At 59.2% G+C, this 8,739-nt stretch carries 3 protein-coding genes and 1 pseudogene; 1 reads left to right on the forward strand and 3 read right to left on the reverse strand.

From position 1 onward, the window contains the following. Window positions 1–831 precede the first annotated feature (831 nt). Window positions 832–3,366 (reverse strand): two-component system VirA-like sensor kinase, encoded by a 2,535-nt coding sequence (locus NKI67_RS29630; RefSeq protein ID WP_352648333.1) that lies wholly within the window; start codon window positions 3,364–3,366, stop codon window positions 832–834. Window positions 3,367–3,761: 395 nt separating this feature from the next. Here NKI67_RS29630 and NKI67_RS29635 point away from each other — a divergent pair, with 395 nt between their 5' ends. Continuing rightward, the gene (locus NKI67_RS29635; protein WP_352622007.1) at window positions 3,762–4,001 is read left to right on the forward strand and encodes a hypothetical protein; all 240 of its coding nucleotides are present in this window, start codon (window positions 3,762–3,764) and stop codon (window positions 3,999–4,001) included. A 50-nt stretch (window positions 4,002–4,051) separates the two neighbouring features. On the opposite strand, the pseudogene NKI67_RS29640 reads toward NKI67_RS29635, so the two are convergent. Together NKI67_RS29640 and NKI67_RS29645 are read right to left on the reverse strand one after the other, a co-directional pair. Next, window positions 4,052–4,312, reverse strand: a pseudogene (locus NKI67_RS29640) (type IV secretion system ATPase VirD4); the annotation flags it as partial. A 781-nt stretch (window positions 4,313–5,093) separates the two neighbouring features. Next, window positions 5,094–8,351 carry a Ulp1 family isopeptidase gene (locus NKI67_RS29645; RefSeq protein ID WP_352648335.1) on the reverse strand — a complete coding sequence of 1,086 codons (3,258 nt, stop codon included), beginning with the start codon at window positions 8,349–8,351 and terminating at the stop codon, window positions 5,094–5,096. Window positions 8,352–8,739 lie beyond the last annotated feature (388 nt).

Raw genomic sequence — 8,739 nt, forward strand, 5'->3', positions numbered from 1 at the left:
GCACACAACACGGAAGCTAACACAGGGAGTATCTTTTGCCGGAGAGAACGAGTTGCCATCGTGCGGTGCCCGGTTAGTGAAGCGCCGTAAAATGTCGACATAGGCGAGGTGAACTGGACCGAACGACGAGAACAGCCTATCCAGTGTGTTGTCGGCAGTTAGTTCGAAAGTCCTGCTACACCCGATCCGATGCCTCTCAACGCCGAGGCCGCACCTCCCTGCCGAAGCCGGCCTTCCCAACGGTGGGTCGAGCCGTCGCTTACCCCGTGCTTGCCTCACAGATCCGCGACCGAGAACCCAGCCTCATGCTCCCGCCCTGCCGGGGCCTAGGTCCATCAAGCATGAAAGGAACACGTCGGAACCTGGGATATCGCTTGCCCGGCCGGGCGGCGATAGCCTTGTCCGGCGGCGAGGAGCCGTAGCCGATGATGAACGCACAGGAGAAGTCTGGCGTGAATGGGGCGATGATTGTCAAGCTTTGCTCTCGAGTCAATTTCGTCAACCATCTTGCGTGACCGATTGGCGACCATCTCCTCGTCCCGACCTTATATTACCCGTCGCCTGTCGCCGCCAGCGCGCAGTGACTTGTCAAGGATGGAGGCCCGCAGACCCCATCGCGCGGCGACTTGTCCTTGACGGTCACGAGCACGGCGGCAGGTTTGCCGTGGTCGGGGAGCCCTTCCTTGGGCGGAAGCCGACGACAGTGTTCGAGGGGAACTCGCCATGAGCCGGGTGCGCAGAGATCGTCCGACGCTCTTGTATTTGCTGGATCCCAGCCGGCTCCGCCTCCGACTGCCTCGGTAGCTCGGTATCCTGAGCGCGTCGGCGGCATCATGCCATTATCATCCTACGAATTGCATGCTCCATCGTCCTGGACGAGACCGGTTTGGCTAGCCAAAGGACGAAGGTCTGATTACCAGATGTGATCCGCATGGGGTCGCTTCCACCAACGACGATGATGGGCACCGTCATCAGGGTGGTACGTACGGCTTCGGGCTGTCCTGGCCCGAGGAAAGTCGCTTTATCGAAAATTAGGAGGTCGGCTGCCTTCCCGCTCTCGATCCAGTCGCAAAGACTTTCGAAGGTCGCGAAGCCGACAGGCTTATAACCAAGCGCGGCGATCTTATCGTTGTAGATCTCCAACGCTGCTGGATCGGGCTCCACGACTGCAATGATTTCCCCATTGCCAAGTGATCCATCGTATGGACCGGAAGCGCTATCAGCTCTGACCTGCTCCTCAGCGCAGGCCGGTAAGTAGAGATCGAAGCGTGTACCTCGGCCAACAGCCGAGGTGACGTCAAGGCATCCTGCGAGCGCGCTCACATGGCGGTCCACTGCAGCAAGACCCAGTCCGGTCCCGCCGACGCGAGAGCGCGTGGTAAAAAAGGGCTCAAAGATATGCGGAAGCACCGAACTTGCGATTCCTTGGCCATCGTCGCTGATGGAGAGGAGAACGTAATCTCCCGGTTTCAAGGTGCCCTTAGCCACGGGCTTCGTTTGACAGACGTGAGCGCGAGAAACGCTAATCTCGACACGGCCCTCATTCAAAAGAGCCTCCGACGCGTTCTTGCATAGATTCATAAGGATCTGCTGTATCTCGGTCGGGCTGCCCTCGATCACCGTTTGCCACTCGTCGATCTTGAAGTTCAACTGAACATCCGCACGAAGTGTAACCCGCAGCAATGGCGCGAGATCCATTACACTCTCCGAGACGTCGAAAGGCATCGTCACGCGCTTGCGATTTCGGCTTAGTGACAAAATTTGATCAATAATCAGCTTGGCTCGGTTGCTGGCCAAGATAATTTGGCCGATGTGGCCCCGAATTCTCGAGGGGCGGCGCACAAGACCTTTAGCCATCTCTGCGTAGCCGACTATTGCTCCTAGAACATTATTGAATTCATGTGTAACGCCGCTTGCGATTGTGCCGACAGCCGTCAGCCTTTCCGCATGCTCCCATCGACTCTCAAAAAGGTTACGTTCCGTGTGTACACGTTGCATTTCAAGATGGTTGCCTAAACGCACAGTAGCGCTCGCCAGAACCAGGAGGTCGTCTGTGGAGGGTGGTGAGCGATCTCCTTCAAAAACAAGGATACAAACCGCAGCCTGCTGATCGGAGGCCCTGCAACCAACAATTTGACAAACACCGGTAGTGCCTACGGCAGTCCGAACCACTTCCGACGCCGGAACGACGCGAAACACTGGCTGTTCCGGGTGTACAAGTGAGACGACTTCATGGATTAGCGTGGCGTTCCAGACGCGCATGCGCTTGTTCGCGACAAAGTACTCGGTATTCCTGCTGATACTCGGATCCACCAGAGCAAGCGCGCATTGATCCGCATCGAAAACGCATTGAATGAGTCTAAGCGCTGCTTCGGTGGAGAAGCGCCGCGAAGCCTTCGTTGCTTGACTGTCGATGAAGCAAGCTTCGATCTCACTCATTGCCGCTTCAAGCTCTAACCGCCTTTCCAACCGGTTCGTCCGCACATGCAGCGTGGAGGCTCGAATGGTCGCAAACAAGCAGAGGCATATGGACACCAAGCCAAAGAAAAGTCGTGTACGCTGCGCTTGCGCGCTGGCGAAGCTGTAGGCTTTCAGATGTTCTCGCTCCAATTCGGCAGCCTTGGCGAACGTGTCGAAGGATGGGATCCGATTGACAGCGCGGTCCAACCTCAACATTGAGGACAGGATAGCGCGGCCCTCGCGGGCAACATCCTCCGTGGCTTGGTCCTGGCTAGGAGGAAGTCGGCCGAGAGACTGATCGATTTGTAATGCGAGGCTGAATCCCGGTCTGGCCGAAAATTGAAGGATCAGATTGGAAAATTCAGGCCTGTTCGACACTCCCCCCCGAAGGCGATTAGCCGAGCGAGCAAAGCGCACGAGAGAGCTTTGCAGAAGCTCATTTTGCGCGGCCGAGGCCGAGATGGCAGCTTCTGTGTTTTCGAGGGACTTTTTGAGCTGTGCAAGCAACCTGGAGTGCACCCCGGAGCTCTCATTGGGCGAAATCTCAACAAGGCGTTGGTAGTTTTGAAGGTTCCTTTTTAATGCTTGCCCGGTAGAAGCAACGGAACGGAAGTCCAATACCATGTCGGCGCGGGCGACGTCTCGCTGGAGCAATGCGTAGTTGATCTGAATCGTCCGCAGTTCGCTTAGGACCGCCTCGTTGATCTGGGGGTCTTGCCACTGTATCGCGACCAAGAGTGCAACCGAGGCCACTAGGGCCATTACAGAAGCTTTGTCGGTACTGAGCCATTTTTCCCAAACGAACGGCGTTTGATCCGCGGTGCGTGCCTTGCGAAGGTCCGATTTGAATTCTAGCTCCCCATCGCGTCGGTGTGCGGCCGGATGCTGCTGGAACAGGAAAGCCAAGTGTACCTCTCCCCTCAAATAGGCGGTGTAGACACCGTTGCACTCTGCCCCCATGGCCCGCTGACCTTCCATTGATTCGCGGGCGTTTCGACCTCGACGGCGAGGCGGCAGCACAAGGCGGGCAACTGATCGCAGTTTTCGGAACTGGTCTTCCGAGAGATCATCGAAGGGGCATACAAGCGCACGCCTGCAGCAGCCGAGGATGATACCGGTCGGTCAAACGCAACTGGCGAGGGCCGGATCTGCTGTTGGCTGGCAGCTAACACTGGCGAGGCGGCGGCCTCAACTCCGGCGTGCCTAGAGCCGGCTGCTGCGAAAGCGTCCGACACGCTTCCCTTGGGGTCATCCCGTCCAGCGGGCATCCTTGGATCGCTGAAAAAAGACGAGGCGGCTTGATGATCCTGCCCTCGCTGAAGCACCTCGCGAAACCCCTGTTCCAGTCGCAGAAGCTCCTCTGGACCGGTAGGCGGCTCGTCAGCTCGACCATCGAACAGCGGCCGGAGCGCCTCGGACACGTGTTGCTCAAAGCCCACTCGCCGGGCCTGGACCGCTTGCCCGTCTTCCAAGCCGGCGTCCTGCACCTGCGACAAAGCTGTTACACGGGATGGATTACTATTTCGCGGGTTCATACCTAGCCTCACATCAAACTGTATCGTCAAAGTCCTGCGCCAATCCACGCAGCGGCTCATCGAGTTGATTCTGTGGAGAGCCCCCCGTCTGCTTTCGTCAAGGGCGTCGGCTCCGGGAGGGCGCCTGTCTGGCTTTCAAAGATGCGTTTCAGAATGCGATCCGAAAAGTATCGCACCTTCCTCAATTTTAATGGTGGCAGACGTTGATGAGATTACTCGTCATTGAGCAGCCGCAACGCCTGGCTGTAGGAAATCGATTGGGCTTGAAATGTGAATCCACCGATAGCTTTGGAAATGTAGTTCGGAGTCTCGTCATCTACCTCGATGTTCCTAGAAGCGCGCCGGCAGCCCGGGCGGGGGGCTTGGGGTTAGACTGCCGGCGCACGCCACTCAGAAAGAGCGGCCTCTTTTCGCGGTTCGGACACCCATAGTCAACCCGGCAACGTCTGGATGCCCGCTGTGCTTTTTGCAGAGCGGCGATGCCGGGCATATCGGCCGATCCTGTCTAGGATGGTGTGGCCACTCTCGTCGGCCGAGTTGATGCTCCAGCCAGTATCGCCTTGCCGACCAGCATGAGTTCGCCGTTAGCAATCCATCGTTGCGAGCCGAGACCGAGGTAAAAAGCGCGTGTTATCGACTATGTAGCTGACGCTCCCGCTGACGCCTTCGAGTGCGCACGCTATGCCCCGTTCGCACCCTCTTGTGAATAGTACTGCGCCATGCACCTGAAACCTGAAACCGCCTCCTGGGGCCAGGCTTGCTGATTCAACACGATTGATCCGACGCCAAGGGAAGCGGTTTCGAGGTGCCGCAGCGCGTACATGATGATGGCCGCCGCGGGGGCCTCGCGGACTTCGAGAACCTTTTCACCGGTTGAGATGTGTTCGAGCCCGGTTGCTGACATACTGGCTCTTGCGGCTGCTGATCGACTTCAGTGCTCGTCGCGATGCCGCAAGCGATTTTTTGCGGCAAATGACCTTTCCGAAAAGTTTGCGACAGAACCCGCCGACGCCGCTCTCATCGAAGCGGATGAGGCTCAGCGGCCTCCCCTGTCCGACAATTTGCGTCGGTTTGGCGATTTGACCCCAGCCATGGAGCTCAACGCCCCGCGTCGGAGCGCTCCCTGCTTCTGAAGGAAGCCATTAGGTCCGCTCGGGCTTGATCGGAGGCTTGGCTGATGGACGTCGTGGTTGCTTCGCTCAGTTGCCGCCCCATGGCGCGGCTTTGCGGATTATCAGTCCTCTGCCTCTTCGCCGGTCTCAACAGCGCTGTGTAATGTTCATTGTTTATGATGACGCCCCCGCTGTTCACGAGGTTGCTCCTGTCAAGTGTACTCGTCAGTCCGTCCAGGGCCTCGCGCTTCTTGCCCAAGTGCCGTTCAAACGGCGCTGGCGCGACTTGTTGAGCTCGAGAGATGGGTCCCTGCTCTCCTGCGTGGCCATGAGCTTGTGCCGCGGTCTGCGCAGCGGCGTCCCCAATGGCACGAGCCTCCATGCCGACTGCGTCTTCCCGACGAGCAGCAAGGGCAATTTTGCGCCCGGGTGCGAACTTCCGGAGATGAGCTAGTGCACTGATCCCAGCGGAGTTCATATAGCGCTTGGCATCTTCATCCAGCGACCCCTCGTGAAGCCGATCCGCAATCCGCGGCTTTTTGTTTTCAACCAGGCATTGACTGAAACGTCTAAGAGCAGACCCATAGACCTGAATGGTACCGGGATTCGGCCCGGTCGCAGGCGCTCCCTTGTACTCTTTGATGTGAGCCGCTGTGTACTCTCTGATGAGCGCGGCGTCGGCAGGGTCGGGATTCAGGACAGCGCGGCCCAGCACTGGCGCTCCGCCCGCCCACGTCTTGAGACGACCTAGTGACCCAGCCACGTCCGAGGAGCCACTCTTGCGCTGGTACTCCTTGAGATCCGGATCCAGCGACGAATCGTTAAGCCGAGCGGCAAATCCCGGCTTGTTGTTTTTAAAGAGCCAATGACCAAAGCCGAGAAGAGAATCTACATGGCGCTTGACCGTGCTCTCCTGGACCTTACCGGCATAGAGTGCTGACCTCAGCCCTTCGACAACGGTCGCATCGTTGGAATAAAGAGGACGCTGGTCGTGACCGGAGACCACTATTGGAGGATCTGGCTGCACCGCCGCCGGCACAGAACGAGCATGGTCACGCAACTCGAACGGTGCGGGGGGATTCAGATCAACCACTGACGAATCCGGCGCATGATGATGGCGCGCCGTTGAGTGACCCGGCTGCAGCACCGAGGCACCCAGCATCGACCCACTGCCTCCGGTATGCGGTGCCAGGTGCTCGCCACTGCCTCCGGCGTACGGCGCCGCGGCGTGTTCTTGTCCGCTCCCTTGCATCATGGGCTGCGCCTCCCATGGCAATGCACCCACTTGATGGGTGGGGGCCTGCATCAGCACGCGAGCGCCTGAATTGCCGATCTCGCTCAGCTGCGGCTCAGTGGCAACGTCCTGCAGACGACTGTTCAGGGTCCTTTGCCCCTTCGCTGGTCTCAACTCCGCTGTATCATGCTCACGGTTGATGAGGATCTCCTCGCTTGATAGCTGGTTGCTCCTGTCCTGTGCAGCGATCCGCTCGTCCGGCGCGTGCTGGTCGCCGTGGCGCCAGCTCAGGGGACGAAAGGACCCTGCGGGATCCGAGGCTTGGTGATGGGGCCCAGTTGGCACGAAAGACGATGGCAGACCAGCGGCGTCTTCATTAGCTTTCCCAGGGGGGAGATACTCTGGCCAACTGTATTCCTCCTGCGGCCCGCTGTGCTGCGCAGCGGCGTCCCCCTTGCTCTCAAGACTTTGAAATTTAAATGGGTCCCCGGGAGCAACGTCTGGCGCTGACTGGCCGAGCCGCTTGATCTGCTGGTGAAACGTCCCAACGGGGCTTTCCTTAACCGCGTCTCGGGCCTGTCGGTCCATGAGTTCAAAGCTCATGAGATTATTTGCCGTTCCGAATGTATCGTCACCCCTGAGGCGGGTTTGTAGTGCCTGCCGATTGACGACGAGGTTGTTGAGGTTCAGGTCATCTGGCTGCGATTGCAATCGCCCAACCAGGGCCCGCGTGCCGTCCACCACGTAGACTCCGCAATCCACCCCGTTGCTCTGCTGGGCGATGCGGGATACGCCCACGCGGGTCTCCAGGCTGGCGCCCAGATTTTCTGCGAGCTCTTTTGCAAGCGTGTCATTGCATCCGTTGTAGGAGTCATAATGATAGGCAACCGGCCGTGCCCGCTCGCGGCGATCAACGAACAGCAGCGACCAATGGGTGCCGCGCTCCTCACGAGTCGTACCGGCATCGCTCACTGGCACGAACAGGAAGTCGGCTGTGTCGTTACCGTTCTTATGGACGATGCGCTGGAATGCGCTTAGCATGACGCTCGCGGAGCCCAAGCGCAGATGATAATTGGCTACGAGGGGATCCACGAACCGCGTCCGGGCGGCGAGATCTGGATTGTTCCCCTGCAACTCCTGCTCCAGGAGCTGGTAATCCCTCTGGATATGTTCGTCGCCTAGCCATTCCAATGCGCCGAGCACCCGCCCGTCTTTAGCTTTCCCAGGGGGCTTCTCTGGCCGACCCAATGCCTTCTGCGGCCCGCTATGCTGCGCAGCGGCGTCTCCAATGGCACGAGACTCCATGCCGACTGCGTCTTCCGGACGAGCAGCAAGGGCAATTTCGCGCCCGGGTGCGAACTTCCGGAGATGAGCTAGTGCACTGATCCTCCGGTTACCACCGGAGTTCACATAGCGCTTGGCATCTTCATCCAGCGACTCCTCGTGAAGCCGAGCCGCAATCCCCGGCTTGTGGTTTTCAACCAGGTATTCACTGAAACGTCTAGGAGCAGATCCATAGGTCTGAATGGTACCGGGATTCGGCCCGGTCGGCGCTGCCTTGTACTCTTTGATAGGAGCCGCTGTGTAATCTCTGATGAGCGCGGCGTCGGCAGGGTCGGGATTATTCAGGACAGCGGCGCGGTCCAGCACTGGCGCTCCGCCCGCCCACGTCTTGAGATGACCCACTGCTCTAGCCACGTCCGAGGAGCCACTCTTGCTCTCGTACTCCTTGAGATCCGGATCCAGCGACTCCTCGTGAAGCCGAGCAGCAAATCCCGGCCTGTTATTATCAAAGAGCCAACGACCAAAGCCGAGAAGAGAATTTACATGGCGCTTGACCGTGCTCTCCAATGCTGACCTCAGCCCTTCGACAACGGTCGCATCGTTGGAATAAAGAGGACGCTTATCGGGACCGGAGACCCCTATTGGAGGATCTGGCTGCACCGCCGCCGGCACAGAACGAGCATGGTCACGCAACTCGGACGGTGCGGGGGGATTCAGATCAACCACTGACGAATCCGGCGCATGAAGATGGCGCGCCGTTGAGTGACCCGGCTGCAGCACCGAGGCACCTAGCATCGACCCACTGCCTCCGGCGTAGGGCGCCGCGGCGTGTTCTTGTCCGCTCCCTTGCGTCATGAGTTGCGCCTCCCATGGCGATCGTAGAAGGTCCGCGTGCGGAATCGAGTCGAAATATCCCGACAAATCAGCGTCGACCGTCTGCTTTTGCAACCGAGCCCACCTTTCGGCCACCGCGGCCTCGCCAACCGCGGAGGGCGTCTCCTCAGCCCTGGCGAACGCTGGCCCGGCAGGCGCCGCCGGCACAGAACGAGCATGGTCACGCAACTCGAACGGTGCGGGGGGATTCAGATCAACCACTGACGAATCCGGCGCATGA

Source organism: Mesorhizobium sp. M0408 (assembly GCF_040321495.1).
Classification (GTDB): Bacteria; Pseudomonadota; Alphaproteobacteria; order Rhizobiales; family Rhizobiaceae; genus Mesorhizobium.

Excerpts from the sequence above, each read along its gene's own strand:
- NKI67_RS29635 (WP_352622007.1), top strand. The coding sequence starts at position 3,762 with ATGATCCTGCCCTCGCTGAAGCACCTCGCGAAACCCCTGTTCCAGTCG.